We start from the raw sequence: 26,589 nt of genomic DNA on the forward strand, positions 1-26,589 counted from the left end.
TCAGCACGGCTTCAAAGCCAACCATGTAGACCGTCACCGTCACCACACTTCCCAATGGAGGGGACCATGGTTTCGCTGAAGACGTCTCTCGCTGGCGGCATCGCCGCAATTGCCGTGACCGCCACCCTGCTCGCCGGCGCGGCGCCGGCTCAGGCGCATGATGGGCGCAATGCGGCGCTGATTGGAGGTCTTTTGGTTGGCGCGCTCGTCGGCGGCGCCATCGCGTCGGAAGCGCAAGCCTATGAGCCCGCGCCGGTCTACCGCTCGCACTATCGCGACGCGGCGTATGACGGCTACGGCTATGAGGGCGACCGCTACGTGCCGGTTCACCGCCACCGCAATTGCGACCACGGCGGGTATGGCCGGGTCTCGGGGTGGGACGACGAGGATTAGTCCGATCTCGCCCGGCTTCGAGCGTCCGGATTGCCTTGCCCCACGCCAGGCGTCCGGACAACGCCGTCACCACCGCCGTCGTCCCGGGCAAGTCAGGCCAACGCGAAACGTTGGGTTGACGCAGACCCGGGACCCATAGCCACAGGCCGTGGTTTGACGAAGGCTCGTCGTTGCTCAGCGCTCCCCCGATGGATCACGCGGTATGGGTCCCGGGTCGGCGCCTCGCCGGCGCTATCGCGCCGACAAGGCTTGCCCGGGACGACAGCGGTGGGTGTGGCACAATTTCCAGCCACACCGTCATTGCGAGGAGCGTAGCGACGAAGCAATCCAGAGTCTTGTCTGCAGCCCTGGATTGCTTCGCTGCGCTCGCAATGACGGAGTCCGGCGTAAACAGCCCGGCCTACAGCACCATGTGCACGTCGATGACGACGCGGTCGGCGTGGCGGGCGGCGGAGCCGACGAAGACGTGCTCCATCAGCCAGCGATACTTCTCGTGGCCGGTCTCGAACCGGGGATGGGTGCGGAAGTAGATCAGCTTGGGGTCGACGGGCTCGCCGCGCTTCAGCTTCTGCAGCAGGTCGATCGGCCCGAAGCGGATGCCGCGGTTCTCGACGTAGATGGTGGCGCCGTCGTCGGTCTCGAAGGCGTATTTGGCTTCGAGGTCGATCAGCTCGCTGGGCCGGATGACCTGGAAGTCGGCGCCGAAATTGCAGATCTTTCCGCTGACGCCTTCGCCGTTGCGGCCGGGCCCCTTCACCTCGCCGCCATGGATCGGAATGATGCGGCGGACGCCGATGCCGGTCTCGCCGGCACTCGTCACATCGCCGATCGAGACGGTGAGAGTGAAGACGTAGCGGGTCTCGAGAACGGGCGCGGTCATCAGCGGGCCATCTGTTGTGGAAGCCACGTGGCGAGCAGCGGGAAGGCGATCAGGATCACCAGGCGGATCAGGTCGGTCGCGACGAACGGCAGCACGCCCTTGAAGATGGTGGAGAACGACACGTCCTTCACCACGGATTTGATCACGAACACGTTCATGCCGACAGGCGGATGGATCAGGCCGAGCTCGACGGTCATCACGATGATGACGCCGAACCAGATCGGATCGAAGCCGAGATGCTGGATGACCGGGAAGATGATCGGCACGGTGAGGATGATCATCGCCATGGCGTCCATCAGACAGCCGAGCACGAGATACATCACCATGATCAGCGCCAGCACGCCGTAGGGGCCGAGGCCGAGGCCGGTGAGGAACTCCGTCACCTTCTGCGGCGTCTGGGTCACCGTCAGGAAGTAGCCGAAGATCAGCGCGCCGATCAGCACGGTGAACACAGCGGCCGCCGTGCGCGTCGCCTGCAGCAGCGAGGCCAGGATCTTCTCCTTGTTCAGCCGTCCCGTGAACACGCCGATCAGGAACGCGCCTGTGGCGCCGACGCCGCCGGCCTCCGTCGGCGTGAAGCGCGGCAGGAACGGAAGACCATAGAGGCCGCCGATCACGAACAGGAACAACAGCATCGGCGCCCAGATGCCCTTGAGCCCCTTGATGCGCTCCGACCACGGCGGCGCCTCGCCTTTCGGCAGGAAGTCCGGCCTGACCTTGCCGATCACCGTGATGGTGATCATGTACATGGTCATCGCCAGGAGGCCCGGGATGATGCCGGCGATGAACAATTTGCCGATGTCCTGCTCGGTGATGATGCCGTAGACCGCGAGCACGGTCGACGGCGGCAGCATGGCGCCGAGCGTGCCGCCGGCCGCGATCACGCCGGTGGCGAAGGATTGCGGATAGCCGAAGCGGCGCATCTCCGGATAGGCGACCGCCGAGAACGTCGCGGCGGTCGCCACCGACGAGCCGCAGATCGCGGCGAAGCCGCCGCAGGCGGCGACGGTGGCGATACCGAGCCCGCCGCGGAGATGGCCGACGAAGCCGTTGGCGGCGCGGAACAGCTCGCGGCTCATGCCGGAGTTGGACACGAACGTCCCCATCAGCAGGAACATCGGGATCACGCCGAAGGTGTAGTCCGTGACCGTGCGCATCGAGGTCTGGCCGACCAGCTTCAGCGCCGCCGTGCCGTTGACGAGATAGGCGAAGCCGGAGACGCCGACGAGCCCCATCGCCATGCCGACCGGCACGCGCAGCAGCATCAGCGCGAACAGCGCAACGAAGCCGATGACGGCAACCGCATCCGTGCTCATGCGGCACTACTCCGTGGGCTTGACGTGAGGGTCATGAATCTCCTCGGGATGGAAGATCAGGCGATAGGTCCGGATGGCGATCAAGAGCACCGCCGAGACGTCGCCGATCCAGGCGATGGCGAAGAACGGCCAGGTCGGCATGTGCAGGTCGTAGGTGAGGACGTTGTCCTCATAGGTGCCGCGCACCTTGTCGAACAGGGTCCAGGTCTGCACCGTGACGACGAACAGCAGGACCAGGGTGGCGAAGATGTCGATCCAGCGCTGGTAGCGCGGGCCGACATTGCCCCAGATCAGGTCCACGGTGATGTGGGTGCCGCGATAGGATGTCGCAGCGATGCCCCAGAAGATCAGGATGCCCAAGAGCATGCGCCCGATGTCGAACGAATCCGGGATCGCGTAGTTCAGCGTGTTGCGCAGCAGCACCGACAGGAAGATGTCGAGCGCGACGATGCCGACGAAGAACGCGGCGATCCACTCGATCCCATCGATGATCCGGTCCATGAAGGCGCGCTGCATGGCGTCCCCGTGTCAGAAGGCTTGCATAGAGATTGAAGATCGGGAGCGAGCTGTTGCGTAACGGCAAACACCACCGGTGCGGCTGCCCCTCACCCCGACCCTCTCCCCGTAAGAACGGGGAGAGGGGGCGCATCGTCCGCCGCGCAACAGTTTGGGTATGAGAAGACTTTACTGCGCCAGCGCGTTGTACTTGGCGAGCGAGGCCTTCAGTTCGGTCATGGCGGCGTCGGCGTCGATGCCGGTCTTCTTGACGCCGTCGGCCCAGGTCTTGAACAGCGGCTCGGAGGCCTTCTTCCAGGCGGCGCTCTGCTCAGGCGTCAGCTTGTAGACCTCCTGGCCGGCTTCCGCCTTGATCTTGTCGACGCCGGCGTCCTCGAACTTGCCCCAGGGCTCGCCGACCTTGCCGGCAGCTTCCGTGTTGCAGTTGTCGTCGATCGCCTTCTTCTGCATCGCCGACATCTGGTTGTACTTGTCCTTGTTCATCACGAACACGAAGGTCGTCACGTAGAACGGCGCGTCCATGTGGTACTTCGTGACCTTGTCGACGCCGAACAGCACCAGCGAGCCGGCCGGGAAAGTGACGCCGTCGGCGACGCCGCGCTCGATGATGTCACGCACTTCGGGCGCTGACGATTGCACGTTGGTGCCGCCGAGCAGGGTGACGAAATTGGCGATGGTCGCATCCGCCGGGCGGATCTTCATGCCCTTGACGTCCTCGGGCACCACGACCTTCTTGGTACGGGTGTGGAAGGATGAGGGCGTGTGGACGAAGGCGAGGCAGTATTTGACGTCCTTCATCTCCTTCTCGGCATATTTGCGATACCAGGCGTCGAGGCCTTCCGAGCCGCCCTTGGCGTCGGAGATCAGGAACGGCAGCTCGCCGGCGCCGATGATCGGGAAGCGGCCGGGCTGATAGCCGGGATTCACATAAGTGACATCGGCGATGCCGTCGCGCGCCATGTCGTAATGGTCGAACGCCTTGCCGAGCTGCTGCGCCGGAAACACCTTGCCCTTGATGGTGCCGCCCGAGGCCTTCTCGACCGACGCGGCCCAATCCTCCAGCGCCTTTTGCAGCGGATGGCTGGCCGGGACCCAGTGCGAAATCTTCAGATCGAACGTCTTGTCCTGCGCGAGCGCGGGGGTGGTCACACCGGCAGCCAGCGCCAACGCCAGAAGCGTCTTCCTCATCGGCATCGTCTCCTTCCATGGTGGGCCTTCGAGGGCCCTTTGCTTCATTGTTATAGCATATAACCATCATTGCAAGCGCGGCGGCAGGCAGGCCACCGGTGCACGCGCCCAGCGGAGCCTATCGCTTCGGCCAGCGCAAGTCCGGCAAACGTCTGGCAAACGAAAGTCGCAGGCGCAGGCGATTTCATTAACACGTTAAGGATCTCCCTTGCACCCGAAATTGCGCGGCGGCAGCGGCACACCACGAAATTGCCGCACGGCCGGACCGGACGCCCCGCGGCGGCGTCCGAGCCCGCCCGCCGGAGCGGATGCCCAGCGTTTCAAACGGGCGCGCAAAACGCGTTTGAAACTTTGTAGGCGGTGCAAAACGCGCGCGGACGTCGTTCATTGCAGACATCAACGGCAACGATCGAGACGCGCATGAGCAGCATTCCCGCCGGATTCGAACCGCATTTCCGCAAGAGCCCGTTCACCGATCCCTGGGAGCCGCTGTTCGCGAAGAAGACCGACAAGGCGGTCATCCTCGGCCTGCGGCTCGCGACCCCGCACACCAATTCGCGCGGGCTGATCCATGGCGGCCTGATCGCATCGCTGGCCGACAATGCGATGGGCTACAGCTGCGCCCAGGCGCTGGGCTGGGAGGCGTCGCTGGTGACGATCAATCTCGCGGTCGACTATATCGGCAGCGCCGGCATCGGGCAGTGGCTCAGCGTCGAGAGCGACGTCATCAAGAGCGGACGGACGGTGTGCTTCGTGCAGAGCCTGGTGCTGGCCGACGACGCCGTGATCGCGCGCGCCAACGCGACGTTTCGTGTCGTGCCGAAAAAGCAGTGACCGGCGAACGGGCTCAGCCGAAGCGCCAGTCGCAGGTTTCGGTGACCAGATCGACGAACGCGCGAACCTTGGCGGATAGCAGGCGCGAGCTTGGAAACACGATGTGGATCGGCGCCGGCGGCGGCTCGTGTTTGGCCAGCACGCGCTTCAGCCGGCCGGCACGCAGCCCCTCGGCGGCCTGATAGGCCAGCACCCGCGTCACACCGCCGCCAGCTTCGGCATATTGAATCGCGGCGTCGGCATTGTTGGTGACGAACCGGGCACTGATCGTGACGCGCAGCTCGCCGCCGTCGGTGACGAAGCGCCATTCGCCCGCCGAACCGAACTCGACGGTCTGGTGCTTCGCCAGCGCCTCCGGCGCCCGCGGCTCGCCATGAGCCTTGAAGTAGCCGGGCGCGCCGACGACAATTCGCCGCATGCTGCCGACCTGGCGGGCGACCAGCGAGGAATCGTCGAGATGGCCGATCCGCACGGCACAGTCGACGCCGTCCTCCACCAGATTGATCTGGCGGTCCTCGAGGCGCAGCTCGGCCGAGACGTCAAGATAGCGACTCAAATAATCCGACATCACCGGGCCGACGTGCAGCCGGCCGAAACCGACCGGCGCGGAGACCACGAGACGCCCGGCGGGCTGCAGCCGCTCGCTCTCGGCGGCGAGCTCCGCCTCCGCCAGATCGGCCAGGATGCGGCGGGCGCGCTCGAGATAGCGCCGCCCGGAATCGGTCAGCGTCACCGAGCGGGTCGTGCGCTGCAGCAGCCGCACGCCGAGATGCTCCTCGAGCGCGGCGACCAGGCGCGTCACCGCCGACGGCGACAGTTTGAGCCGACGCGCCGCCGGGGCGAAGCCCCTCAGCTCGGCGACGGTGACGAAGGCCTGCATGGCGTCGATACGGTCCATCGGATCATTGCAACATTTGCAATGATCCAGTGTCAATCGTCCTGATTATTTCAGATGCCGATCGAGGTCATATTGGCTGGAACGGCGGCGATCACAGCCGCAGAGACCAAGGAGTCGTTGCGATGACCCAGACCACCATCCGAGCGCCAGGCGAGGTCATGTTCTCCCCGGCGGTGAGAGCGATCCAGGCGCACAAGGGATCACGCGAGAGCTATGCGCATGTCGAGCAGACCCGCGGCTTTCGCCACGACGTCGATGCCGATCTTGCCGCCCGCCTCGCCGAGACGACCAGCTTCTACCTCGCCACGGCCTCGGCCGACGGCCAGCCCTACATCCAGCATCGCGGCGGGCCGAAGGGTTTTCTCAAGGTGCTCGACGGCCGCACGCTGGCCTTTGCCGACTACAGCGGCAACAAGCAGTACATCACCCAGGGCAATCTGGCGGAGAATCCGCGCGCCTACATCTTCGTGATGGACTATGCGCATCGCCGCCGGGTGAAGATCTGGGGCACCGCGCGGGTGGTGGAGGATGATCCCGCGCTGCTGCAGTCCTTGATGCCCAGGGGCTACAAGGCGCGGCCCGAGCAGGTGATCCTGTTCACGATCGAGGCCTGGGACACCAACTGCCCGCAGCACATCCCGCAGAAGTTCGATGCGGCCGACGTCGCGGAAGCGCTGGCGGTGCGTGACACCAGGATCGCGGAGCTGGAAGCCGAGCTGGCCCGCTTGAAGGGCCAGTCCACGCCGTCGGTCTAGCTCAAGCGGCCTCGGCCGCCCGGCTCCATTCGAACTCGGGAAAATACCGCGCCATCATCCGCCCCGCGTAGGCGACGAGATTAGCAAATCCCTCGGTACGTCGGCGCAGCTCGGAGTCGAAGAACGGCGTGAGGATGCCGGCGATGACGGCAAACGCCGTCGCGTCGGTGCCGCAGGGGCGATCGCCCATCAGATACGGCCTTTCGCCGAGCTGCACCGAAAGCGCTCGCAACGAACGCGCGGCGAGGTCGATGTCTTCATCGGGCGCATGGCGGCCGAGGCCGGAGATCAGGTAGTTCTCGGCGACGCGGAACTGCGCGTCCTCGCGCAGCTTCTCGCGACGGTCCGCCGGCACGCCATCGAAGAAATGCGCCGGCCCCTTGGCGAAGTTGACCGGATCGACCCAGCGTGCGCCGACCAGCGCAAAATACAGATGGTGCTCGACCATGCGCTCGAACGCCCAGGCCTGCGCCCGCGCCCGCAGATCGAGCCCGGCATCGAAATCGAAGCCGTAACGGCGTTCGACATGAGCGCGGATGAAGGTCGAATCCGCGATCAGCGCGCCGCCATCGTCGATGAAAGGCAGTTGCCCCTTGGGCGAAGCGGGCGGCATCGCCCGCTGCTTCCGATAGGGAAGACCCGCCATCTTCAGCTGCACCTCCGTCTTGGTGACGAAGGGGCTGATCTCCGGCAGGCCGAAGCCCGCGCCCAAACCGAACAATGTGATCATGACAGCACTCCCGACTTCCTGAGCAGGCGCCGGACGCTACGAACATGCTGCTGCCACCATGCTGTCAGCAGCGGCAATAGCGTGGTGGCCAGACCCAGGCCATAAAGCATCATCATCGACATCACCCCTTCATTCTCGTTGTTGGCCCGGTATAAGGACGGGCTGCTGCCAGCATCCTGTCAGCATCGGCGGGGTGATCGCTTCCGCAGGACACACCATGAGACGCGCCGACCGGCTGTTCCAGATCATCCAGGTGCTCCGACGCACGCGCCGCCCGCTGACGGCGGACGCGATCGCGGCCGAGCTCGAGACGTCGAAGCGCACGATCTATCGCGACATCGCCACCCTGATCGGCCAGCGCGTGCCGATCCGCGGCGAGGCCGGCATGGGCTACATCCTCGAAAAAGGTTTTGATCTGCCGCCTCTGATGCTGACGCCGGACGAGATCGAGGCTGCCGTGCTCGGCGCGCAATGGGTGTCTGTCAATGCCGACCCGGTGCTGGCGCGCGCCGCCGAGGATCTGATGGCCAAGATCGCCGACACGGTGCCGGAGCGCTTGAGGCCGTTCGTGCTGGAGCCGGCGAGCCGCGCGCCACGGCCCTGGACGCGCGAGCCCGACCGCATCGACATGTCGCGCACGCGCTCGCAGATCCACGAGGGACGCAAGATCCGCTTACGCTATCGCGACGAGCAGGGCCGCGACAGCGAGCGCGTGATCTGGCCGATCGCGATTGGCTATCACGACGCCGTGCGCATCCTCGCCGCCTGGTGCGAGCTGCGCCGCGACTTCCGCAGCTTCAGGACGGATCGCGTCGTCGAGGCGACCTATCTCGACGACAAATATCCCGAACGGCGCGAGGCGTTGCGGGCGAAGTGGCGACGGAGCCTGGTCTGGGAGGTTCCCAAGGATGTCTGAACCGATGTCCGACGCGACTGACAGCAGCCCCTGTCAAAGCTGCGGGGCCTGCTGCGCCTATTCGTCGAACTGGCCGCGCTTCACGATCGAGGAGGATGAGGCGCTGGACCTCATCCCGCCGGAGCTGGTGAACGACAGGCTGTCGGGGATGCGCTGCGAGGGCGACCGCTGCTGCGCGCTCGACGGCGAGATCGCCCGCAGCGTCGCCTGCCGGATCTACGCCATCCGCCCCGAGGTGTGTCGGACCTGCATGCCGGGCGACGATGAATGCCGGATGGCACGCCGCAAATTCGGTCTGCCTGCGCTGAGCTGAGCGAGGTCGCTCAGGCGCTCACCGGCACGAGTTCGTCGTCGAGGTCGTCGTCGAGCGGGGTCATCACCGACAACGGCGAGGTCGAAAGCGAGATCGGCTTCCGGGTGGTCTGCGGACTGCCCCGCCCGCTCTTGCTGCTGCGCGACTGCGCGTAGAGCACCATGCCGACCCGTCCGCCGAACTGCTGAAGATCCTGCTCGCTGCAGCTCGATGCGATCGCCAGCGCCAGCGCATGCAGATGGGTGCGGCGGTAGCAGAACAGCGCCAGCATGGCCCGGACGTCCGCCGACACGGTCTCGACCAGCGCAGGCAGCCCGTTCTCGTCCGCACGATACAGCGCGCCGAGAAGCTCGTCGCCGACCGGGCAAGCATCGCTGTCGAAGGCACTTCGGCTTGGAAGCATCGGTTGAATCCTCTTGCATGAAGGATGCAACGCAAATCGCTAACGCAGGGTTAACCATGTTCAAGAGCGGGCATAGCCGGCGCGGACAGCCGCCAGAGGCCCAGCTCGGCCGTCCGTCAGCCGTTGGCCGCCATGAAGATCGAGAGCGCAAAGCCGGTGAGATGATGCAGCGCCTGGTCGACGCCGATCAGGGTCCAGAACCAGGGATGCTCGAGGGTCACCCCGAAACGCGACGAGCAGATGCCTTTCAGGCGGTCGATGGTGATGTGGATGGCGAAGTCGATCACGGCGACGAACCAGAACTTCGGCGCGACGATCAGGATCAGAACCATCGCCACGGCGAGATGGATCAGGCAATGCACCAGCAGCGGCAACGCCCAGCCCTTCCGCTGGTCCTTGCCATAGGCCATCCAGGCGTTCTGCAGGACGAAATCGGCAATGACGTGCTTGAAGGTGAGCAGCAGCATCCAGCCGACCAGCGCACCAACCGGGACCTGCGACGACAAAGAGGGAAAAGACAAAGCTGACGCTCTCGCTACACTAACCCTTGGACGCACCGGGAACTGGAGGCGTTCAGCGCAATCTGATGAGAATACCCGGCCAATTCGACGCGTATGCGACGCTTATGACATCTCCGGTAGCGAATTGCACGCGAAAGGGAACCGCGAAACGCACTCTGCTACCCCTGCCCGCACCTTCTGCGGCAGGTAAGGTTACCTCCCGCATTGCCGCGAAAATCATTCGGCCGCATTGGTCCTCGGCGTTGCCAACGCCCGTGCGCGGATCTGCGCAATGCACCGCGCCAAGGCCCCCTGCCCGGGTTCCGCCAGCGCAACGTTGCGGGCTTCGGCGATGGCGGCGGCGAGATCCGGGATCGGCAGCGCGCCGTCGAAGGTCGGCTTGGCCACGCCGTCAATGATGGCGTGCCAATCCGCCAGCCCCTGCCGGTAGGCATCACCCTGTCCCTGGATCATCGTCGCCGTCGCGATCACGGCGTGTGCCGCAGCCGGCTGCTTGTCGAGCGCGCGCGCGATCATGTGCAGCCACCGTTCGGCCCAGGCCCGTTCCTCGACATAGCGAACCGACTGCAGCCGCCAGCGCCGCAGGCCCGCCATCAGCTTGAGGCGGCGCACCGCAAACCGCGACCGGACCGAGAAGCGGACCTTGATCCGGCGCCGGCCGAGCCAGCCGATCTGCTCGAAGCCCGTCGACATCGAATCGGCGACCGCCTGCGGCAGGGCGCCGAGCAGTTCGTCGAGCCGAAACCGCCTGACGTCGTCGGTCTCCCGCCCGCCCGGCCTGCGCCCTCGCTCCAGGCTCATCAATCGCAACTGCGCGATCCGGATCAGGTCCTCATAGGCCATGCGCTCGGCAAGGTGCTGCGCGATCTCGCAGAGCATGGCCGGATCGACGTCCGATCTGCGCACGAACCGCTTGATGCGATCGACATAGAGCTGCGCGTAGGTCGCGCCCTGGTACTCCATCAGCAGATGAATGCCATCGCTCACCACCGGGACGGCGGCCTCCGGCAGGCGCTCGGGCAGAAAGGGCGCATCACCCTCGTGGTCGCCGATGATGTCGGCGAACAGGTAGCGAAGCGAGGACCGGACGCTTTCCACGGTGCTCCAGGCCCCCCGGATCACGCCGACTTGGCGACAGGCGCGGCGGCGGTCTGCTGCGCCAGCCGCCGCTCGAGCGTTTCGATGTTCTGGAACAGCCGGGCGCTGGCAAGGCGCAGGAAGTAGAACGCGAAGGCGGGATTCTGGACGTAGAGCTGCTCGACCTGGTCGTAGGACACCGACAGGATCAGCCCGCCCTCGACACATTCCAGGGTCTGGGTGCGGGTATTGGACGGCGAGATCATGCCGAATTCGCCCACGATCGCCCCTACCGGCAGCTCGATACCGGATTCCACCAGGCGAAAACGACCGCTGACGATGTAGTACATGCTGTCGGCCTTCTCGTCCTTGTAGAACAGGACCTCGCCGGCGCCGCATTTGCGCTCGGTCATGAACGGCTTCAGCCACTCCATCGACAGGTCGCTGTTGACAGACTGCTTCACGTCGCGAACCAGTTGCAGCATCTGGTGCAGGCGATAGGTGTTGAGCGGCAGCAGCACCCCGTGCAGCACCAGCACCGGATAATTGTGCACCGGCAGCGCGGTGGCGATCAGCACGATATTGGTGAGGATCGCGAAGATCCGAAGCGGGATCATCGTCCGCATCGACAGCGTAGCGACCACGAAGATCGACGCGAAGAGGCTGCCGGCGGCGCCTGCATGTTCGACCAGGTGAGAGGTATCCATCGGGATCAACCAGACTCTTAAATGCAGGAGGGCCGAATGCCTTGTTCCGGCCTCTCATGGCTAGTTTATGTGTCCATGCCCACTTCTGATATACGGCGAACAGACGACGTTTGAACCGGTAATCGACCTGGAGACAAAAAATTCCCGCAAGCCCGGTCATGCACCGGGCCGATGACGCCCATTCGGTCGCCCCGCATCGTTGACGGGCCTTCCCCGCTCGGGGCACTTTGCGACGACATCCCCTCCAGTTTTCGATAGCGACAGGCGCCCGCCTTTCATGGCCAAACCGCAGCACTTCCCTGCCCTGGGGGCATTCCTGGCGGCAACGGCCAGGCGCAATTTGACCCGGGCCACCTACCTGGCCGTTGCGCTCGGCATGGCCGCCATGGTCCTGCTGACGATGGACTCGGCCTACGAGGTGGCCGGCCGCGGGATCATCGCCCTGCTGTGGGGATGTCTTGCTTTTTTTGTCGCCCAATGGCTGGCCCGGGTTCACAAGGCCGCGCGGCTTGGCCGTGCCGCAAACTACCTGCTGTCGGGCCGCGGCCTGCTGGACACGGCGTCAGCGCTCGCCGTGCCGGCTGCGCTTGTCGCCGGGGTGCCGCCGCGTGCGGCATGGCTGCTTGCGGTCACCTGGGTCGGCAAGGTGATTCCAGGCATCCCCGGGCTGCGGCAGTTGCGGCGCGTGATGGTGGTCGAGTCGCGCTCGCTGCTCTCGGTGCTCGCGCTGTTCCTGATTGTGCTGTTTTTCGGCTCCGTCGCCGAATATGCGCTGGAGCACGACGAACAGCCGGCGACCTTCGGCACCATTCCCTCGGCGCTGTGGTGGGCGGTGGTGACGCTGACCACCACCGGCTATGGCGACGTGGTGCCGATCACGCCGCTCGGCCGCCTGGTCGCGGCCGCCGTGATGATCTCCGGCCTCGGCGTGTTCGGTCTCTGGACCGGCATTCTCGCAACCGGCTTCGCGGCCGAGACCCGCCGCGACAATTTCCTCAAGACCTGGGAGTCGGTCAGCCGGGTGCCGTTCTTCGCCAGCCTCGGTCCATCGACCATCGCCGACGTCACGCAGATGCTGCGCACGATCGACCTGCCGCCACGCACGACCGTCATCCGCAAGGGCGACCCGGGCGACTGCATGTACTTCATCGCCGCCGGCGAGGTCGAGGTGGATCTCCCAGGCAAGAAGATCCGGCTGGGCGAAGGCGCATTCTTCGGCGAAATGGCCCTGCTTGGAAACAATCTGCGCTCCGCCAATATCAGCACGATCCAGTTGTCGAAGCTGCTGGTTCTCGACCTCGTCGATTTCCGCGTGCTGATGGCGCGCCATCCGGATCTGGTGCAGAGCATCGACGCCGAAGCCCAACGCCGCGCAATGGAGAACAGGACATGACCGACGGACCCACCTCGGCAGTCGAGGACGCGCCCAGCACGCCGGTTCTGACCATCGACGGGCCGCGCGCCACCATCCGGCTCAACCGTCCCCGTCATCTCAACCGTCTGCAGGCGGAAGATCTCGGTGTGCTCATCGCATTGTTTGATCGCATCGAAGCGGATGAGAGCCTGCGCGTGCTCGTCCTGACCGGAACCGGGCGCGCCTTCAGCGCCGGCTACGACCTCGGGTCGATCGGCGGCGCCGAGACCAGCCCGGCCGGCGGCGCGGGCCCGTCCTTCGAGGCGGTCGCCGACCGGCTGGAGGATCTGGCGCTGCCGACGATCTGCCGGATCAATGGCGGCGTCTATGGCGGCTCCACGGACCTGGCGCTGGCCTGCGACTTCCGCATCGGCATCGATACGGCCGAGATGTTCATGCCCGCCGCTCGGCTCGGCCTGCACTACTACCCCAATGGCATCAAGCGCTACGTCTCGCGACTCGGGCTCGACAATGCCAAGCGCCTGTTCCTGACGGCCGAGAAGATCGGCGCCGCGGAGATGCTGCGCATCGGCTATCTCACCGGGATGGTGGCCGCCGACGCCCTCGATACCGAGGTCGATCGATTAGCAGCGCTGCTGGCCGGCAACGCGCCGGTTGCCATGCGCGGCATGAAGCGGGCCATCAACGAATTTGCGCGCGGGACGCTCGACGATGCGGCGGCCCGTCGCAGGCATCAGGACAGCCTGGTCGGACCAGAGATCGGCGAAGGCATGAAATCGTTTGCAGAAAAGCGAAGGCCGAAATTCTGAGCGCAATGCGCATCTCGGACCAACACGTTTTGCATGCATCGTGCTGTATGCAGCCGGTGTGCTGACACACGCTCAGCGAACTATCGACGTAAAGCTCCAATTTGAGGTTGACAGCCTTTTGTCCATGACTAGCTTGGACTTGGGCGGAGACTTTCACATGCAAGTGATAGACGCGTATTGGGGTCGGCGGGCTCTGGACTATGTCGACGCGATCGAGGCGTCGAAGACCAGCGCCAGCGTGCTCTCCCAATTCGAGAAGGTGATCGGCGACCTCGGCTTCCACGCCTACATCATGGCTGGCGTGCCGACCGCGGATCAATCCCTGCAGCAGACCATCCTGGCCAACGGCTGGCCGCCGGAATGGTTCGACATGTACGCGCGGGAGCAGTTTCATCGCTTCGATCCAATCCCCCGTCACTGCCTGTCGACCTTGAATCCATTCTTGTGGTCGGAAGCGCCGTATGACCGCCAGGACGAGCCGGGCGCACACAAGGTGATGACGCGCGCGCGCGACTTCGGATTGAACGAAGGCTTCTGCGTTCCGATCCATTACGACGACGCGGTGGGTGCAGTCAGCCTGGCAGGCGAGCAGCCCAACCTCGCGACCGATGCGCGCGGCGCGCTGCACCTCATCAGCATGTTCACGCATCAGCGGCTGCGTGCGTTGGCGCGTGCGGCGACCGGCCAGAACCGTCGCCTGTCGCGCATCGAAGCCGAGGTGCTGAGTTGGGCGGCACGCGGCAAGACGGCGTGGGAGACGGCGCGCATTCTCGGCGTGTCCGAACGCAACGTGCGTTGGCATCTCGAGGAGGCTCAGCGCAAGCTGGAAACCAAGAACAAGACGGCGACGGTTGCGACCGCTCTTGTCAACGGTGAGATCACGATCTGATCTGGCGTTTTTGCCACTGGATCAATCGAACCACATCGGCAATCTGCAAGCCCCATATTGCTTCAGACGACCGGGGGTTTCGATGCCTGAGATTCATGTCGTTCGAAAAGACAATCGCGCGCTCTACGAAAAATATTTTGATCCTTATTACCGGCTGCGCCACGACATCTACGTCAAGCAGCGCAAATGGATGGCCCTCGATCGCCCCGACGGACGCGAGATCGACCAGTTCGACACCGAGGATTCGGTCTATCTGTTCTGTATCGACAACGGTCAGCTGATCGGCTCGATGCGCGCGGTGCCGACGCTGATGCCGACATTGATGAGCGACATCTTTCCCTATCTGAATCTGCGCGGTCCGATTCAACGCCCGGATGTCTACGAGCTGTCACGCATCTTCGTGATCCCCGAGCGCCGCGGCGAGCATGCGGGTCCGCGCATCGACATGCTGCTGCTGACCGCGATCATGGAATACGGCATCTCGATCGGCCTGACCGGGTTCTCCATCGTGCTCGAAAGCTGGTGGCTGCCGCGGTTTGAAAAGTGCGGCTGGAAGGCGCGGCCGCTGGGCGTGCCTCATCTGATGGACGGAATGTCGGTGATGGCCGTTCTGGTGGATTGTGACGAAACCACGTGGCAGTCGCTGTGCAACCAGATCGGCCTGACGCGACCGACGTTGACCTGGCAGGGGCTCGAAGATGTCAGCCGCCTGGCCCTGCCGGAAATCTTTCTTCATCTTCCGCCAGCCGTTCAGCCAGCGCAATGAGCTGCTCACGGTGCCGCGTCAGCCTCAGTCGATGGAACGCCTTCAGGAGGCGGTGACCCAGGAGCGTCGCCTCATCCACCTCCAGGGCATAGAGGTTGGACGGCATGTTCAAGGAATCCATCGCTGACACTTCAGGTTTTTGAACCGTGACTGAACCTTCAATCGAGAAGATCATCGAGCGTCTGCAATTCTGCATCGTGGACGCTCGCGCGATGCAACTCAAAATGTTAGAAAGGATTTTGTCAATATCATTGCTTGAAGCCCACGAGCTCAAGGAAAAGTGTGCACCCAAGGCGAGCGACAGCAGCCACTAGGGATTTTTCCGGCACGTCGCGGCGCAGCGTCGAGCAGGCGCTCGCGAGGTTCCGCGCCGAGAGTGCCAGCAAGGCTTTGATTTCAGAAACGATTGGGTTTGCGTTTGCGAGGCCGCGAACGCGGCGAGCATGCAAGCCGCATCGAATTCGCCGCGATCGAGGGATGCTTGCGGAGTCCATGGCAAGCATTCTGGCAACATTTCTTAATAAATTTTCGACATACGGCATCGCTGTGCAACGCCGACCGACGCAGCGAAAACGCATTGGCCGAACGATCGACGCCGTAAGTCCTGAGCAACACGACGCAGAGTCACGCCGCGCAAGACGTCGGTGTCTCAGCCCATCACCAACCCGCTCATTCCTCGACGAAGCGCACCGTGTCGGCCAGCGGCGCGCGGCTGGTGCGGTAGGAGTTGGCCTTGTGGTCGAGGTCGGGATAGCCGAACGAAATGCCGCACACGATCCTGCGATCGTCACCGAGACCGAAGTGCTGCCGCACCAGGTCGGAATGAAACGCGAGCGCGGCCTGCGGCACCGTGGCGATGCCGAGCGCCTGCGCTGCCAGCATGAAGCTCGTGACATAGCCGCCGCAATCGATCGCACCATAGGTGCCGAGCGCCTCGTCGCTGTGGATGATCGCCACATGCGGCGCACCGAACAAATTGTAGTTCTCCAGCGCCTGCCTGGCATAGCCGGCCCTGTCGCCACGTTCGATGCCGAGCGCGTTGTAGAGCTGGAAGCCACTCTCGCGCCGCCGCTCGAGATAGACGCCGTTGTATTCGCGCGGAAACGGGAAGTCGCCCGACGCCGGCTTGCCGCCCGATGCCGCGGCGTACATCACCTTGCGGAACGCCTCGGTGGCCGGGCCGGAGGTGATCTCGACGCGCCAAGGCTGGCTGTTGCACCACGACGCGGTCTTCTGCGCAGCTGTCAGAATGCGCTCGATGGTCGCCCGCGGCACGGGATCGGCGCGGAAGCTGCGGCAGGAGAAACGTGCGGCCATCAACTCTTCGAGAATGGTGATGGGGTCTGTGTTGGCGGCCACGGCTTTTGCTTCCATCTGATTGGCTCTCGTCTCGACCGATCTCGCTCCTCATGGTGAGGAGGCGCGCAGCAGCGTCTCGAAACATGAGGCCACATCGCGGCCTCATCCTTCGAGACGCTGCTGCGCAGCTCCTTAAGGATGAGGGTCAGCTACGTCCCTTGGTCGGCACTTTGTTGAACGGCACGTCCTTATCGACCCGGATATCGCCGGTCAGGCCGAGCACGCGCTCGGCGATGATGTTGCGCAGGATCTCGTCAGTGCCGCCGGCGATGCGCATCGACGGCGAGGTCAGCAGCATCTGCTGGAATTGTCCCCCCGTCACGTCTTCGTCCGCACCGGTGAGCACGCCGGCGCCGCCTTCGAGGTCCATCGCGTAGGTCGCGATGTCCTGCAGCATCACGCCGGCAACGAGCTTGCCGATCGAGTTCTCCGGACCGGGGCGCTCGCCCTTGGATAGCGCCGAGATCGCGCGATAGCTGGTGTACTTCAGGCCGCTCGCCTTGACGGCCCACGACGCCAGCTTCGACCGCGTGGCGCGGTCGTCGATGGCGAGCCCGTTCTCGGTCATCAGGTTGGCGCAGAATTCGAACATCTCCGGGAAACCGGTAGCGAGCCGCGCACCGATCGACATGCGCTCGTTCATCAAGGTCGTAAGCGAGACGTTCCAGCCGTCGCCGACCGCGCCGAGCCGTTGCGAGTCAGGGATCACCACATCGGTGAAATAGACCTCGTTGAACTCCTGCATGCCGTTGGCCTGCTTGATCGGACGGACCTCGACACCCGGGCTCTTCATGTCCAGGAAGAACATGGTCAGGCCCTTATGCTTGGGCACGTTGGGGTCGGTGCGGGTGATCAAAAGGCCGTAGTCCGAATAGTGCGCGCCCGAGGTCCAGATCTTCTGGCCGTTGATGACCCAGTCGTCGCCGCGCTTCTCGGCGCGGGTGCGGAGGCCCGCGACATCAGAGCCGCCGGCCGGCTCGGAGAACAGCTGGCACCAGATCTCCTCGCCCGCAGCGAGCTTCGGCAGATAGCGCCGCTTGTGTTCCTCACTGCCATAGGCCATCACCGTCGGACCGCACATGCCCTCGCCGATCTGGAACGGCTGCGTCAGCTTGCCGTAGATGCCCTCTTCCTGCTGCCAGATCACGCGCTCGATCGGCGTGGCGCCGCGGCCGCCATACTCCTTGGGCCAGTGCAGGCAACTCCAGCCGGCGTCGGACTTCTTCTTCTGCCAGGCCTTGCCGACGGCGACGATGTCGGCATGCTTCAGCCGGATGCGCCCGAGCGAGGAGCTCGCGAGTTCCTCTTCCAGCTCCTTCGGCGCATTGGCGGCGATCCAGGCGCGCGCGGTCTCGCGAAAGGCGGCTTCATCAGGGGTGTCGTCGAAGTTCATGCCCTAGCCCTCAATTAGATCTGCGTAGGGCGGGTTAGCCGAAGGCGTAACCCGCCACTTGATTGACCTCGCGCGGTCCACGGCGGGTTACGCTGCGCTAACCCGCCCTACGACGGCAACTACGCCCGTCCCTTGGTCGGCACCTGGTTGAACGGCAGGTCCTTGTCGACGCGGATGTCGCCGGGCAAACCGAGCACGCGTTCGGCGATGATGTTGCGCATGATCTCGTCGGTGCCGCCTTCGACGCGGGTGCCGGGCGCGCGCAGCAGCATCGCCTGGAAGCGCCCGGCCAGCTCCGCCTCGGGACCGCTCAGCACACCAGCCGCGCCCTGCAGATCGAGCGCGAAAGCCGCGACGTCCTGCACCATCGAACCCGCGACCAGCTTGCCTATCGAGTTCTCCGGACCGGGGCGCTCGCCCTTCGACAGCGCCGAGATGGCGCGCATGCTGGTGTATTTCAGCCCGCTCGCCTTCACCGCCCAGCTCGCCAGCTTGGAGCGCACGTTGCGGTCCTCGATCGCCGGCCGATCGTCCAGCATCAGGTTGGAGCAGAAGTCGAACAGCTCGGGGAAGCCGGTGGCGACGCCGGCGCCGATCGACATGCGCTCGTTCATCAGCGTCGTCAGCGCGACGTTCCAGCCGTCATTGACGGCGCCGAGCCGCTGCGGGTCCGGGATCACGACATCCGTGAAATAGACTTCGTTGAAGTCCGAATGACCGCTGGCCTGCTTGATCGGCCGCACCTCCACCCCCGGGCTCTTCATGTCCAGGAAGAACATGGTGAGGCCCTTGTGCTTCGGCACGGTTGGATCAGTGCGCGTCAGCAGGATGCCGTAATCGGAGTAGTGCGCGCCGGAGGTCCAGATCTTCTGGCCGTTGATGACCCAGTCGTCGCCACGCTTCTCGGCGCGGGTGCGCAGGCCCGCCACGTCGGAGCCGCCGGCGGGCTCCGAGAACAGCTGGCACCACACCTTCTCGCCCGAGGCGAGCGGCGGCAGGTACTCTCTCTTATGCTGCTCTGAGGCATAGGCCATCATGGTCGGCCCGCACATGCCGTGGCCGATGATGAACATGCCGGAGAGCTTGCCGAAAGGCCCTTCCTCCTGCTGCCAGATCACGCGCTCGATCGGCGACGAACCGCGGCCGCCATACTCCTTCGGCCAGTGCAGGCAGGCCCAGCCGGCATCGGCCTTCTTCTTTTGCCAGGCCTTGGCGACCTCGAGGATATTGGCATTCTTCAGCGCGGTGCGGCCGAGCGAGGAGGCGCGCAGCTCATCCTCGTACTGCTTCGGCGCATTGGCGGCGATCCAGGCCCGCGCCTGGCTGCGAAACGCGGCCTCCTGCGGGGTGTCATCGAAGTTCATGGCTCAAACCTCTTATCTCGTAGGGTGGGCAAAGGCGCAACGCGCCGTGCCCACCGCTTCAAACCGTGCGATTGGTGGTGGGCACGCTTCGCTTTGCCCACCCTACGAATTCACTTAACCTCACGCCGCATTGCGCTTGCGCATGCGGTCGATCAGCTGGTCTTCCCAATACGACAGGCTGCCGAGGCCGAGCGCGAGCGCGTTGGCGCGGCGGTAGTACATGTGGCAGTCGAACTCCCAGGTGAAGCCCATGCCGCCATGGACCTGGATGTTGTTCTTGGCGCAGTGCTGGAACGCCTGGGTCGCGCTGATGCGCGCCGAGGCCGCGGCCTCCGGCAATTCCGGGGCGTTGGTCGAGAGCGCCCAGGCGCCATAATAGGAGTTGGAGCGCGCCAAGGTCGCCGAGACGTACATGTCGGCGAGCATGTGCTTGACTGCCTGGAACGAGCCGATCGGACGGCCGAACGCGATGCGGTCGAGCGCGTAGTCGCGGCCCATCTCCAGCGCTCGGTCGGAGCCGCCGACCTGCTCGAACGCGGTCAGCACGGCAGCGCGGTCGAGCACCTGGCTGAGGATGCTCCAGCCCTCGCCGGCAGCGCCGAGCGGCTCGGCCTTGCAATTCGCAAAGGTGAGCTCGGCCTGACCGCGCGTCGGGTCGAGATTGGTCAGCGCCTTGGCTTCGACGCCGCCGGACTTCGTATCGACCAGGAACAGCGAGATGTCGCTGTCACGTCCAGTCGACGCGGTGCGCGCGGCGACGATGAAGAGATCAGCGATCGCGCCGTCGGCGACCGGCTTCTTGACGCCGTTGATCACGCCATTGGCGGCCTCACACTTGATCGCCTTCGGCGACGGATTGCCGGTGCCCTCGAACAGTGCCAAGGTGCCGATCGCCTCGCCGCTCGCGATCTTCGGCAACCACGTTTGCTTCTGCGCGTCGCTGCCGGCGAGCATCAGCGCTTCCGCCGCGAGATACACCGTGGACGAGAACGGCACCGGCGCCAGCGCGCGGCCGACCTCCTCGGCGATCACGCACAGCTCGAGATGGCCGGCGCCCGCGCCGCCATACTCCTCGGGGATCGCGACGCCGAGGAAGCCCATCTCGGCAAAGCCTTTCCACAACGCGCGGTCATACGGCTCCTTGCCGTCGAGCACGACACGCACGGATTTCGGCGGGCACTTTTCGGCGAGGAATTTCCGCGCCTGGTCCCGCAACTGCTTCTGGTCGTCGGAGAAATCGAAGTTCATTGATGTCACTCGCCTTGAAAGTCGGATCTAAAACTCGCCGTCATTCCGGGGCGCGCGGAGCGCGAGCCACGATGCGCAATTGCGCATCGGGGAATGACGAGTGGGAAGAGACGGGCCTCATCACAGCACGATCACATCGCCGTCGGGCGTATCAGCATAGAGCCGCTCCAACAGCGCGGCGCGACGCTCCAGGCCGGCGCGCTGGTTGATGTAGCCCTTGTCGGTCAGCTCATGGCCATCGATCGACGGCGGCTCGGCCATCAGCATGGCGCGGCCGATGCGCCGGCTGCTGGCGCCTTCGCACTCTTTATTATGTGCCTGAAGTCCGCGGCGGACACAGTCGATGACAGCAGGATGCTTCACCACTTCTTCGAACGTCGCGTCGGGATTGCCGACGAGCTGGCGGCAGGCGTGCAGATTGGGCCACGCCAGCAGGCCGACATACTCACGATCCTGCCCCGCCACCAGCGCATCGTGGATCGCCGGCGTGCTAGCTGCGATCGCATCGGTGCGCAGCGAGCCGACATGGACGAAGGTGCCGGTCGTCAGCTTGAAGTCCTCGACCACGCGGCCGGCGAAGATGATGCCCTGCGCCGGATCGTTGGGATCGACGAACACGCCGGCATCGCCGATGCAGTAGAAGCCTTCGTCGTCGAACGCCTTCTTGGTCAGCTCGGGCTGGCCGAGATAGCCGGGCATCACGTTGATGCCGCGCAGCCGCAGCTCGTATTTGTCACCGGTCGGCACCATCTTCAGCTCGACGCCGGGGAACGGCAGGCCGATCAGGCCGACGCGCTCGGTGTTCCAATAGGTGCCGGTCGAGGTCGGTGCGGTCTCGGTCGAGCCCCAGCCGGTGTAGAACACGATGCGCTCGCCGGTGGTCTTCACCGCGAGCGCCTGCATGCGCTCATAGAGATCGTCCGGCAGCCGCGCGCCGCCATAGGCCATGATGCCGAGATCCTTGAAGAAGGAGCGGCACAGCGCGTCGTCCTTCTCCATCGCCGCGGCGAGTGCGGCATAGCCCGCAGGAACGTTGGCGTAGTAGGTCGGCGACACCTCACGCAGGTTCTTGATCGTCTCGTCGAACATGCCGGGCATCGGCCGGCCGTCGTCGATATACAGCGTGCCGCCCTCGATCAGCAGCGGATTGAACAGCGCGTTGCCGCCCATGGTGTGATTCCACGGCATCCAATCGAGCACCGTGGAAATCGGCGCCTCCGGGCCACGCGGCCGCGTCTGCATCATCATCGCCGCATTGGCGCACATCATGCGCTGGGTGTTGATAACCGCCTTGGGCATGCCGGTCGAGCCTGACGTGAACAACAGCTTGCCGACGGTCTCCGGCGAGATCTGCGCGATCGACGCCTCGACCGCGTCAGTGACCGGCGTTGCGGCGAGGTCGGTGAAGCTGACGCTCGGAATGCCCTCGCAGCGCCGCGCAACATGGATCACGGTGATGCCGTCGAGATCGAGTGCCTTCAGCGCCTTCTCGAAGGTCGGGCCGTCCTGCACCATCACGACGCCCGGCTTCACCAGCCCGAACAGATATTTCAGCTTGAGGTGATCGTGGCTCATCAGCGAATAGGCCGGCGACACCGGCGCCGCCGGGGAGCGTGCCTGCATCGCGGCGAAGGTCATCAGCGCATGCTCGATGGAATTGCCGGAGAGGATCGCCACGGGGCGGCCGTCGAGCTTCAGATTGAGCAGGCCCTGCGTCAGTCCGTCGACGGTCCGCTTGGCTTCGGCATAGGACAGCTTGCGCCATTGCCGCTCGGGCCCGCTGCGCTGCGCGAGCCAGGTCCGCGTCGGCGCCTCCTTGGCCCAGCGCGCCAACGGCGCGGCGAGATGCGGCTCGTAGGCCTGCAGCGGAATGCGCGACTTGATGACGATCGCGCCGTCGCTCCGCCGTTCGACGTCGATGTCGCGCGCCAGCCAGTTGACCTTGCGGAATGCCGGCTTCTCCAGCACCTTCGCTGCCGTTCCGTCCATTTTGCGTCTCCCGAAATATCGTCCTTTGCGGATCTTGATATCTAGCGGTTGGTATAGACCGGCTTTCGCTTCTCGAGAAAGGCTGTAATGCCTTCCTTGAAATCTTCCGAGCGGCTGCATAGCACTTGGTTGCGATCCTCCATGGCGATGACGGCTTCGATCGACGACGCGTCGATGCTGATGTTCAGGCATTCCTTGGACAGGCGAAGTCCGACCGGCGAGGCCGTGATCATCGCATCGATGAAGGGTGCTGCGGCGCTGTCGAGCATGTCGTCCTCGACGATCTCCGACACCAGGCCCACCATGAGCGCGCGTTCGGCGCCGATGAAGCGGCCGGTGAGGATCAGCTCGGAGGCGACGGAGACACCGACGAGGCGCGGCAGGAAGTAGCTGGTACCGATGTCGCAGCCGCCGAGCCCCAGCTTGATGAAGGCGCAGTTCATCCGCGCCGAACGCGAAGCGATGCGGATGTCGGCGGCGAGCGCCAGCGCGAAGCCGCCGCCGGCGGCGGCGCCCTGCACCAGCGCAATGATCGGCTGCGGACAGCGCCGCATCAGCATCACGATGTCGGCAATGCGGCGCTGCGAGTCCAAGGATTCGGTGACGCTGGGCGGCTCATTGACGCCACCACGCCGCTGCATCGCGGCCTTGAGGTCGAGGCCGGCGCAGAAGTTCTTGCCGGCGCCCTTGAGCACCACGACGCGCGTCGTGCGATTGCGCTGAAGGCTTTCGAAATAGACGTTGAGCGCATCGATCAACGCAGGGTCGAGCGCATTGAGGCTGTCCGGACGATTGAGCGTCACCCGGTCGACACCATTGTCATGCTCGATCAGCAGTGGTTGGGACATGGCGCTCTCTCCTCACCGTCATCCCGGCGAACGCCGGGATCCATAGCCACCGGCTTGATTGGTCAGGGCGCGGCGTCTGCCAGAGTGCCTCTCACAGACGCCGCGTAGTATGGGTCCCGGCTCAAGGCCGGGACGACAGCGGAGGTTGCCTCTAGCGCGGGGCCATGCGGATGGCGCCGTCGAGGCGGATGGTTTCGCCGTTCAGCATCGGGTTCTCGACGATGTGGACGGCGAGGTTGCCGTATTCCGAGGCGTCGCCGAGGCGGGCCGGATGCGGCACCTGAGCGCCGAGGCTCTTGCGCGCTTCTTCGTTCAGACCCATCAGCAGCGGCGTCAGAAACAGGCCGGGCGCGATGGTGTTGACGCGGATCTTCTGGCTGGCGAGATCACGTGCGGCCGGCAGCGTGAGGCCGACGACGCCGCCCTTGGAGGCCGAATAGGCGATCTGCCCGATCTGGCCTTCATAAGCCGCGACGCTCGCGGTGTTGATGATGACGCCGCGTTCCTCGCCAACCGCCTCCGCGGTCACGAGGCGCTCGGCGAACAGGCGCAGCACGTTGAAGGTGCCGATCAGATTGACGTTGATGATGCGGGCGAACTTGGCGAGCGGATAGACGCCGTCCTTGCCGACGATGCGTTGCGAGCCGCCGATGCCGGCGCAGTTCACCAGCACGCGGGCGATGCCGTGGGCAGCTTCCGCCTTGGCCAGGCCGGCCTTGACCTGCTCTTCGTCCGTGACGTCTGCATGAATGGCGACGCCGTTGAGCTCGGCAGCGACCTTCTCCGCGTTCTCCTTGCTCTGGTCGAGCACGGCAATCTTGGCGCCTTTGGCCGCCATGGCACGCGCGGTGGCGGCGCCGAGGCCCGAGCCACCGCCGGTGATGAGAACGGCAACGTTGTTGAGTTGCATGGTGCGTTTCCTCCGTTGTTATTGGCGAGTAGCGAATAGCGAGTAGCGAATAGGGAAGGCAGGATATCCCCTACTCGCTACTCCCTATTCGCCATTCGCCCCTTTCACTATCCCGCCGCAGATCAGCGCCTCCATATGGGCGATGTACTGGCGGCAGACATCATCGGTGACCGGGCCGACGCCGATCGCGCGCGACATCGCGTGGCGGCCAAAGAACAGGTGATCGCAGGCGCCGATCAGGCTGGTGTAGAACAGCACCGGATCGACGACGCGGAACTCGCCCTTGGCGACGCCCTCCTCGATCAGCCGGCGATGAAAATCCAACAGCGGCGCGACGAAGAACTTCGACACTTCGTCTGCGGCCTCGGGGCTGCTCTCATGCAGGAGATAATGGATCAGCCGGTTCATGTAGGGAAACCGGTGATAGGCGCGGATGATGCCGTTGATGTGCAGCTTGAGCTTCGCGGTCGGCGGGATCGGCTGCGCCAGCAGGAATTCGAGATGGGCAACCTCGGTCGCCGCGTCGCGCGCGAGCAGCGCCAGCAGCAGGCCGTCCTTGTTGCCGAAATGGTATTTGACCAATGCGGCGTTCGAGCCGGACTTCTGCGCGATGTCGCTGAGCGAGATCTCGATCGAAGACCTCTGGATCATCAGCTCGCTGGCGGCGACCAGCAGCTTCTCCGCGGTGGCATTCCGCCCCGCGGGAAGTTTCTCCGGCACGCTGTTCTGAAGCTGAGGTCCCAAGATCCATCTCGCGCTTGATCGGGGCAGATAAGCCGAAGCCGGAGTTGATCTCAAGAGTTAATTGATCGATTGACTAAGCCTCAATCGCGCATTTAAATCGCCGGCAATCACGAACCAAGTCTAGGGAGGAAACCTCATGGCGGAAGCCTATATCGTCGCGGCTGCACGCACGGCCGGCGGCCGCAAGGGCGGCCGTCTGGCCGGCTGGCATCCGGCTGATCTGGCGGCGAAGGTGCTGGACACGCTGGTCGAGCGCTCCGGCGCCGCGCCGGACCAGGTCGAGGACGTGATCATGGGCTGCGTGATGCAGACCGGTGAGCAGTCGACCAACATCGCCCGCAACGCAGTGCTGGCCTCGAAGCTGCCGGAGAGCGTGCCGGGCACCTCGATCGACCGCCAGTGCGGCTCGTCGCAGCAGGCGCTGCATTTCGCCGCGCAGGCAGTGATGTCGGGCGCGATGGACGTCGTGATCGCCGCGGGCGTGGAGTCGATGACCCGCGTGCCGATGGGCCTTTCCTCCACCTTGCCGGCGAAGAACGGCTTCGGGCACTACAAGAGCCCGAGCATGGAGAGCCGCTATCCGAACATCCAGTTCAGCCAGTTCACCGGCGCGGAAATGATGGCGGAGAAGTACGGGCTGTCGAAGGATGACCTCGACGAGTACGCCTATAACAGCCACCAGCGCGCGATCGCGGCGACGCAGGCAGGGCACTTCAAGGACGAGATCATTCCGCTGCAGATCACCCGTGCAGACGGCTCGACCGACACCCATCATATCGACGAGGGCATCCGCTTCGACGTCAGCCTCGACGGCATCAAGGGCGTCAAGCTGATCGCCGAGAACGGCAAGCTGACGGCCGCCAGCGCCAGCCAGATCTGCGACGGCGCGTCGGGCGTGATGGTCGTCAACGAGCGCGGCCTGAAGTCGCTCGGCGTCAAGCCGCTGGCCCGCGTGCATCACATGACCATGATGGGCGGCGATCCCGTCATCATGCTGGAGGCGCCGCTGCCGGCAACGCAGCGCGCGCTGCAGAAGGCCGGCATGTCGATCGACGACATCGACCTCTACGAGGTCAACGAGGCCTTCGCCTCGGTCCCGACAGCGTGGCTGAAGAGCACCGGCGCCGATCCGAGCCGGCTGAACGTCAATGGCGGCGCCATCGCGCTCGGCCATCCGCTCGGCGGCTCCGGCACCAAGCTGATGACCACGCTGCTGCATGCGTTGAAGGCCCGCAACAAGCGTTATGGTTTGCAGACCATGTGCGAAGGCGGCGGCATGGCCAACGTGACGATCGTCGAGCGACTGTAGCTCTCACCACCAACAACGGTGTCGTCCCGGCGAAAGCCGGGACCCATAACCACCGAATTGAATGTTGGGCAAGCTGCAGCCACCGCTTGCTCCCACCACAGGCCCCTGTGGTTATGGGTCCCGGCTCAAGGCCGGGACG

29 protein-coding genes are annotated in these 26,589 nt (G+C 64.8%); 10 read left to right on the forward strand and 19 right to left on the reverse strand.

Annotated elements, in window-relative coordinates:
* Window positions 1-66 precede the first annotated feature (66 nt).
* Window positions 67-393: a hypothetical protein gene (locus tag ACQR07_RS20690; RefSeq protein ID WP_434904018.1), complete on the forward strand. Its 327-nt coding sequence runs from the start codon at window positions 67-69 to the stop codon at window positions 391-393.
* 400 nt (window positions 394-793) lie between these two features.
* On the opposite strand, the gene ACQR07_RS20695 is transcribed toward ACQR07_RS20690, so the two are convergent.
* The 4 genes from ACQR07_RS20695 to ACQR07_RS20710 all read right to left on the reverse strand — a co-directional run bounded on the left by ACQR07_RS20695 (window position 794) and on the right by ACQR07_RS20710 (window position 4,293).
* On the reverse strand, window positions 794-1,273 hold the full coding sequence (locus ACQR07_RS20695; protein ID WP_434904019.1) for a DUF3237 domain-containing protein: 480 nt from the start codon (window positions 1,271-1,273) through the stop codon (window positions 794-796).
* Entirely contained in the window at window positions 1,273-2,589 is a 1,317-nt protein-coding gene (locus ACQR07_RS20700; protein ID WP_434904020.1) for a TRAP transporter large permease, read from the reverse strand. Before ACQR07_RS20700 ends, ACQR07_RS20695 begins: the two co-directional genes overlap by 1 nt.
* Before the next feature lie 6 nt (window positions 2,590-2,595).
* Entirely contained in the window at window positions 2,596-3,105 is a 510-nt protein-coding gene (locus tag ACQR07_RS20705; RefSeq protein WP_315722155.1) for a TRAP transporter small permease, read from the reverse strand.
* Window positions 3,106-3,273: 168 nt separating this feature from the next.
* A complete protein-coding gene (locus tag ACQR07_RS20710) occupies window positions 3,274-4,293 on the reverse strand; it encodes a TRAP transporter substrate-binding protein (RefSeq protein ID WP_434904021.1) in 1,020 nt (339 codons plus the stop codon).
* A gap of 420 nt (window positions 4,294-4,713) precedes the next feature.
* On the opposite strand from ACQR07_RS20710, the gene ACQR07_RS20715 reads away from it, so the two are divergent.
* The gene (locus ACQR07_RS20715) at window positions 4,714-5,127 is read left to right on the forward strand and encodes a PaaI family thioesterase (RefSeq protein WP_434904022.1); all 414 of its coding nucleotides are present in this window, start codon (window positions 4,714-4,716) and stop codon (window positions 5,125-5,127) included.
* Window positions 5,128-5,140: 13 nt separating this feature from the next.
* On the opposite strand, the gene ACQR07_RS20720 is transcribed toward ACQR07_RS20715, so the two are convergent.
* A complete protein-coding gene (locus tag ACQR07_RS20720; RefSeq protein WP_434904023.1) occupies window positions 5,141-6,025 on the reverse strand; it encodes a LysR family transcriptional regulator in 885 nt (294 codons plus the stop codon).
* 122 nt (window positions 6,026-6,147) lie between these two features.
* On the opposite strand from ACQR07_RS20720, the gene ACQR07_RS20725 reads away from it, so the two are divergent.
* Window positions 6,148-6,780: a pyridoxamine 5'-phosphate oxidase family protein gene (locus ACQR07_RS20725; RefSeq protein ID WP_434904024.1), complete on the forward strand. Its 633-nt coding sequence runs from the start codon at window positions 6,148-6,150 to the stop codon at window positions 6,778-6,780.
* Between the two features lies 1 nt (window position 6,781).
* Here the strand turns inward: ACQR07_RS20725 and ACQR07_RS20730 are convergent, their stop codons facing one another.
* Together ACQR07_RS20730 and ACQR07_RS20735 are read right to left on the reverse strand one after the other, a co-directional pair.
* A complete protein-coding gene (locus tag ACQR07_RS20730; RefSeq protein WP_434904025.1) occupies window positions 6,782-7,510 on the reverse strand; it encodes a glutathione S-transferase family protein in 729 nt (242 codons plus the stop codon).
* Complete coding sequence (locus tag ACQR07_RS20735) at window positions 7,507-7,632, reverse strand: hypothetical protein (protein WP_434865542.1); 126 nt, start codon at window positions 7,630-7,632, stop codon at window positions 7,507-7,509. The genes ACQR07_RS20730 and ACQR07_RS20735 overlap by 4 nt, the downstream gene beginning before the upstream one ends.
* Window positions 7,633-7,727: 95 nt before the next feature.
* Between ACQR07_RS20735 and ACQR07_RS20740 the strand changes: the two genes are divergently transcribed.
* A complete protein-coding gene (locus ACQR07_RS20740) occupies window positions 7,728-8,426 on the forward strand; it encodes a helix-turn-helix transcriptional regulator (RefSeq protein WP_434865541.1) in 699 nt (232 codons plus the stop codon).
* Entirely contained in the window at window positions 8,419-8,739 is a 321-nt protein-coding gene (locus tag ACQR07_RS20745) for a YkgJ family cysteine cluster protein (RefSeq protein ID WP_434865540.1), read from the forward strand. Before ACQR07_RS20740 ends, ACQR07_RS20745 begins: the two co-directional genes overlap by 8 nt.
* Before the next feature lie 10 nt (window positions 8,740-8,749).
* Here the strand turns inward: ACQR07_RS20745 and ACQR07_RS20750 are convergent, their stop codons facing one another.
* From ACQR07_RS20750 to ACQR07_RS20765, 4 genes are all read right to left on the reverse strand, one after another.
* Window positions 8,750-9,142: a hypothetical protein gene (locus ACQR07_RS20750; RefSeq protein ID WP_434865539.1), complete on the reverse strand. Its 393-nt coding sequence runs from the start codon at window positions 9,140-9,142 to the stop codon at window positions 8,750-8,752.
* Between the two features lie 116 nt (window positions 9,143-9,258).
* Window positions 9,259-9,609 (reverse strand): DUF3307 domain-containing protein, encoded by a 351-nt coding sequence (locus ACQR07_RS20755; protein WP_434865898.1) that lies wholly within the window; start codon window positions 9,607-9,609, stop codon window positions 9,259-9,261.
* 270 nt (window positions 9,610-9,879) lie between these two features.
* The gene (locus tag ACQR07_RS20760) at window positions 9,880-10,761 is read right to left on the reverse strand and encodes a DUF6537 domain-containing protein (protein WP_434904026.1); all 882 of its coding nucleotides are present in this window, start codon (window positions 10,759-10,761) and stop codon (window positions 9,880-9,882) included.
* Between the two features lie 20 nt (window positions 10,762-10,781).
* Window positions 10,782-11,447, reverse strand: coding sequence for a Crp/Fnr family transcriptional regulator (locus tag ACQR07_RS20765; protein WP_434904027.1), 666 nt, complete (start codon window positions 11,445-11,447; stop codon window positions 10,782-10,784).
* 277 nt (window positions 11,448-11,724) lie between these two features.
* On the opposite strand from ACQR07_RS20765, the gene ACQR07_RS20770 reads away from it, so the two are divergent.
* The 4 genes from ACQR07_RS20770 to ACQR07_RS20785 all read left to right on the forward strand — a co-directional run bounded on the left by ACQR07_RS20770 (window position 11,725) and on the right by ACQR07_RS20785 (window position 15,286).
* Window positions 11,725-12,840, forward strand: a complete 1,116-nt coding sequence (locus tag ACQR07_RS20770) for a cyclic nucleotide-gated ion channel (protein WP_434904028.1) — start codon at window positions 11,725-11,727, stop codon at window positions 12,838-12,840.
* Window positions 12,837-13,631: an enoyl-CoA hydratase/isomerase family protein gene (locus ACQR07_RS20775; protein WP_434904029.1), complete on the forward strand. Its 795-nt coding sequence runs from the start codon at window positions 12,837-12,839 to the stop codon at window positions 13,629-13,631. Before ACQR07_RS20770 ends, ACQR07_RS20775 begins: the two co-directional genes overlap by 4 nt.
* A gap of 157 nt (window positions 13,632-13,788) precedes the next feature.
* A complete protein-coding gene (locus tag ACQR07_RS20780; RefSeq protein WP_434904188.1) occupies window positions 13,789-14,520 on the forward strand; it encodes a helix-turn-helix transcriptional regulator in 732 nt (243 codons plus the stop codon).
* A gap of 82 nt (window positions 14,521-14,602) precedes the next feature.
* On the forward strand, window positions 14,603-15,286 hold the full coding sequence (locus ACQR07_RS20785; RefSeq protein WP_434904030.1) for an acyl-homoserine-lactone synthase: 684 nt from the start codon (window positions 14,603-14,605) through the stop codon (window positions 15,284-15,286).
* Between the two features lie 669 nt (window positions 15,287-15,955).
* On the opposite strand, the gene ACQR07_RS20790 is transcribed toward ACQR07_RS20785, so the two are convergent.
* The 8 genes from ACQR07_RS20790 to ACQR07_RS20825 all read right to left on the reverse strand — a co-directional run bounded on the left by ACQR07_RS20790 (window position 15,956) and on the right by ACQR07_RS20825 (window position 25,141).
* Window positions 15,956-16,603, reverse strand: coding sequence for a nitroreductase (locus ACQR07_RS20790; protein WP_434904189.1), 648 nt, complete (start codon window positions 16,601-16,603; stop codon window positions 15,956-15,958).
* Window positions 16,604-16,790: 187 nt separating this feature from the next.
* Entirely contained in the window at window positions 16,791-18,038 is a 1,248-nt protein-coding gene (locus ACQR07_RS20795; protein ID WP_434904031.1) for an acyl-CoA dehydrogenase, read from the reverse strand.
* 119 nt (window positions 18,039-18,157) lie between these two features.
* Window positions 18,158-19,402 (reverse strand): acyl-CoA dehydrogenase, encoded by a 1,245-nt coding sequence (locus ACQR07_RS20800; protein WP_434904032.1) that lies wholly within the window; start codon window positions 19,400-19,402, stop codon window positions 18,158-18,160.
* Window positions 19,403-19,522: 120 nt separating this feature from the next.
* Window positions 19,523-20,650 carry an acyl-CoA dehydrogenase family protein gene (locus ACQR07_RS20805; protein ID WP_434904033.1) on the reverse strand — a complete coding sequence of 376 codons (1,128 nt, stop codon included), beginning with the start codon at window positions 20,648-20,650 and terminating at the stop codon, window positions 19,523-19,525.
* Between the two features lie 120 nt (window positions 20,651-20,770).
* Window positions 20,771-22,639 carry an AMP-binding protein gene (locus ACQR07_RS20810; protein WP_434904034.1) on the reverse strand — a complete coding sequence of 623 codons (1,869 nt, stop codon included), beginning with the start codon at window positions 22,637-22,639 and terminating at the stop codon, window positions 20,771-20,773.
* Between the two features lie 41 nt (window positions 22,640-22,680).
* Window positions 22,681-23,487, reverse strand: coding sequence for an enoyl-CoA hydratase/isomerase family protein (locus tag ACQR07_RS20815; protein WP_434904035.1), 807 nt, complete (start codon window positions 23,485-23,487; stop codon window positions 22,681-22,683).
* A 151-nt stretch (window positions 23,488-23,638) separates the two neighbouring features.
* Window positions 23,639-24,397: an SDR family NAD(P)-dependent oxidoreductase gene (locus ACQR07_RS20820; protein ID WP_434904036.1), complete on the reverse strand. Its 759-nt coding sequence runs from the start codon at window positions 24,395-24,397 to the stop codon at window positions 23,639-23,641.
* Window positions 24,398-24,481: 84 nt separating this feature from the next.
* On the reverse strand, window positions 24,482-25,141 hold the full coding sequence (locus ACQR07_RS20825; protein ID WP_434904037.1) for a TetR family transcriptional regulator: 660 nt from the start codon (window positions 25,139-25,141) through the stop codon (window positions 24,482-24,484).
* 136 nt (window positions 25,142-25,277) lie between these two features.
* Between ACQR07_RS20825 and ACQR07_RS20830 the strand changes: the two genes are divergently transcribed.
* Window positions 25,278-26,450 carry an acetyl-CoA C-acetyltransferase gene (locus ACQR07_RS20830; RefSeq protein ID WP_434904038.1) on the forward strand — a complete coding sequence of 391 codons (1,173 nt, stop codon included), beginning with the start codon at window positions 25,278-25,280 and terminating at the stop codon, window positions 26,448-26,450.
* Window positions 26,451-26,589 lie beyond the last annotated feature (139 nt).

Origin of the sequence: Bradyrhizobium sp. HKCCYLS20291 (genome assembly GCF_051167715.1) — a bacterium.
Lineage (GTDB): Bacteria > Pseudomonadota > Alphaproteobacteria > Rhizobiales > Xanthobacteraceae > Bradyrhizobium.

Excerpts from the sequence above, each read along its gene's own strand:
- ACQR07_RS20690 (WP_434904018.1), top strand. The coding sequence starts at position 67 with ATGGTTTCGCTGAAGACGTCTCTCGCTGGCGGCATCGCCGCAATTGCC.
- ACQR07_RS20695 (WP_434904019.1), bottom strand. The coding sequence starts at position 1,273 with ATGACCGCGCCCGTTCTCGAGACCCGCTACGTCTTCACTCTCACCGTC.
- ACQR07_RS20700 (WP_434904020.1), bottom strand. The coding sequence starts at position 2,589 with ATGAGCACGGATGCGGTTGCCGTCATCGGCTTCGTTGCGCTGTTCGCG.
- ACQR07_RS20705 (WP_315722155.1), bottom strand. The coding sequence starts at position 3,105 with ATGCAGCGCGCCTTCATGGACCGGATCATCGATGGGATCGAGTGGATC.
- ACQR07_RS20710 (WP_434904021.1), bottom strand. The coding sequence starts at position 4,293 with ATGAGGAAGACGCTTCTGGCGTTGGCGCTGGCTGCCGGTGTGACCACC.
- ACQR07_RS20715 (WP_434904022.1), top strand. The coding sequence starts at position 4,714 with ATGAGCAGCATTCCCGCCGGATTCGAACCGCATTTCCGCAAGAGCCCG.
- ACQR07_RS20720 (WP_434904023.1), bottom strand. The coding sequence starts at position 6,025 with ATGGACCGTATCGACGCCATGCAGGCCTTCGTCACCGTCGCCGAGCTG.
- ACQR07_RS20725 (WP_434904024.1), top strand. The coding sequence starts at position 6,148 with ATGACCCAGACCACCATCCGAGCGCCAGGCGAGGTCATGTTCTCCCCG.
- ACQR07_RS20730 (WP_434904025.1), bottom strand. The coding sequence starts at position 7,510 with ATGATCACATTGTTCGGTTTGGGCGCGGGCTTCGGCCTGCCGGAGATC.
- ACQR07_RS20735 (WP_434865542.1), bottom strand. The coding sequence starts at position 7,632 with ATGTCGATGATGATGCTTTATGGCCTGGGTCTGGCCACCACGCTATTG.
- ACQR07_RS20740 (WP_434865541.1), top strand. The coding sequence starts at position 7,728 with ATGAGACGCGCCGACCGGCTGTTCCAGATCATCCAGGTGCTCCGACGC.
- ACQR07_RS20745 (WP_434865540.1), top strand. The coding sequence starts at position 8,419 with ATGTCTGAACCGATGTCCGACGCGACTGACAGCAGCCCCTGTCAAAGC.
- ACQR07_RS20750 (WP_434865539.1), bottom strand. The coding sequence starts at position 9,142 with ATGCTTCCAAGCCGAAGTGCCTTCGACAGCGATGCTTGCCCGGTCGGC.
- ACQR07_RS20755 (WP_434865898.1), bottom strand. The coding sequence starts at position 9,609 with ATGCTGCTGCTCACCTTCAAGCACGTCATTGCCGATTTCGTCCTGCAG.
- ACQR07_RS20765 (WP_434904027.1), bottom strand. The coding sequence starts at position 11,447 with ATGGATACCTCTCACCTGGTCGAACATGCAGGCGCCGCCGGCAGCCTC.
- ACQR07_RS20770 (WP_434904028.1), top strand. The coding sequence starts at position 11,725 with ATGGCCAAACCGCAGCACTTCCCTGCCCTGGGGGCATTCCTGGCGGCA.
- ACQR07_RS20775 (WP_434904029.1), top strand. The coding sequence starts at position 12,837 with ATGACCGACGGACCCACCTCGGCAGTCGAGGACGCGCCCAGCACGCCG.
- ACQR07_RS20780 (WP_434904188.1), top strand. The coding sequence starts at position 13,789 with ATGCAAGTGATAGACGCGTATTGGGGTCGGCGGGCTCTGGACTATGTC.
- ACQR07_RS20785 (WP_434904030.1), top strand. The coding sequence starts at position 14,603 with ATGCCTGAGATTCATGTCGTTCGAAAAGACAATCGCGCGCTCTACGAA.
- ACQR07_RS20790 (WP_434904189.1), bottom strand. The coding sequence starts at position 16,603 with ATGGCCGCACGTTTCTCCTGCCGCAGCTTCCGCGCCGATCCCGTGCCG.
- ACQR07_RS20795 (WP_434904031.1), bottom strand. The coding sequence starts at position 18,038 with ATGAACTTCGACGACACCCCTGATGAAGCCGCCTTTCGCGAGACCGCG.
- ACQR07_RS20800 (WP_434904032.1), bottom strand. The coding sequence starts at position 19,402 with ATGAACTTCGATGACACCCCGCAGGAGGCCGCGTTTCGCAGCCAGGCG.
- ACQR07_RS20805 (WP_434904033.1), bottom strand. The coding sequence starts at position 20,650 with ATGAACTTCGATTTCTCCGACGACCAGAAGCAGTTGCGGGACCAGGCG.
- ACQR07_RS20810 (WP_434904034.1), bottom strand. The coding sequence starts at position 22,639 with ATGGACGGAACGGCAGCGAAGGTGCTGGAGAAGCCGGCATTCCGCAAG.
- ACQR07_RS20815 (WP_434904035.1), bottom strand. The coding sequence starts at position 23,487 with ATGTCCCAACCACTGCTGATCGAGCATGACAATGGTGTCGACCGGGTG.
- ACQR07_RS20820 (WP_434904036.1), bottom strand. The coding sequence starts at position 24,397 with ATGCAACTCAACAACGTTGCCGTTCTCATCACCGGCGGTGGCTCGGGC.
- ACQR07_RS20830 (WP_434904038.1), top strand. The coding sequence starts at position 25,278 with ATGGCGGAAGCCTATATCGTCGCGGCTGCACGCACGGCCGGCGGCCGC.